Source organism: Rhizobium sp. SEMIA 4085, assembly GCF_013004495.1.
Classification (GTDB): Bacteria; Pseudomonadota; Alphaproteobacteria; order Rhizobiales; family Rhizobiaceae; genus Rhizobium; species Rhizobium gallicum.
The window spans coordinates 1-696 of sequence record NZ_JABEPH010000706.1; the positions used below are offsets into that span (position 1 = coordinate 1).

1 protein-coding gene and 1 pseudogene are annotated in these 696 nt (G+C 62.5%); one reads left to right on the top strand and one right to left on the bottom strand.

The features are described 5' to 3' along the window. Window positions 1-210, top strand: a pseudogene (locus tag C9413_RS32960) (hypothetical protein); the annotation flags it as partial. A 7-nt stretch (window positions 211-217) separates the two neighbouring features. Here the strand turns inward: C9413_RS32960 and cobO are convergent. Then, on the bottom strand, window positions 218-696 hold a 479-nt coding region (cobO, locus tag C9413_RS32520), incomplete at its 5' end, for a cob(I)yrinic acid a,c-diamide adenosyltransferase (RefSeq protein WP_170251646.1).

A 696-nucleotide genomic window follows, 5' to 3' on the forward strand; every position in this document is an offset into this window, starting at 1 on the left:
CGCGGGGCGGGCGGGCTGAGGATGGGCGCCTGCCAGTTCCCCGGCGCCCAGGTCGGCCCAAGGCTTGCGGTGCCCCCCGGGCCCAAGCTCAACAAGCCCCTGCTCGTGACGGTTTGCATCGCGTTCACGGTCAAGCTTCTGTCCGACCCGACGAACCCCCTCCGCCTCTGGAGCCTGGCAATGGCCTTCGATTACCTGCCGGGAAATTGATCCGCAATCAGAACTCCACGCCGGGCTGTCCCTTGATACCGGAGCGGAACGGATGCTTGATCAGCTCCATTTCCGTGACCAGATCGGCGATCTCGATCAACTCGTCCTTGGCGTTGCGGCCGGTCAGCACGACGTGAGTCATATAGGGTTTCTCGGCCTTGAGAAATGCGGCCACCTCGTTGACGTCGAGATAGTCATAGCGGAGCGCGATATTGATCTCGTCGAGTAGCACCATGGAATTGCGCTCGTCGCGGATCATCTCCTTCGCTTTCTCCCAGGCAGCCCTCGCCGCTGCAACATCGCGCGCGCGGTCCTGCGTCTCCCAGGTGAAGCCCTCGCCCATTGTATGAAACTGACAAACGTCGGAGAAATGCTTCTCGATCAGGTCGCGCTCGCCGGTCCACATCGCGCCCTTGATGAATTGCACGACGGCTGACGGTTTACGGGGGGCGATCTGTCGGACGCTCATCCCGAAGGCGGCAGCCG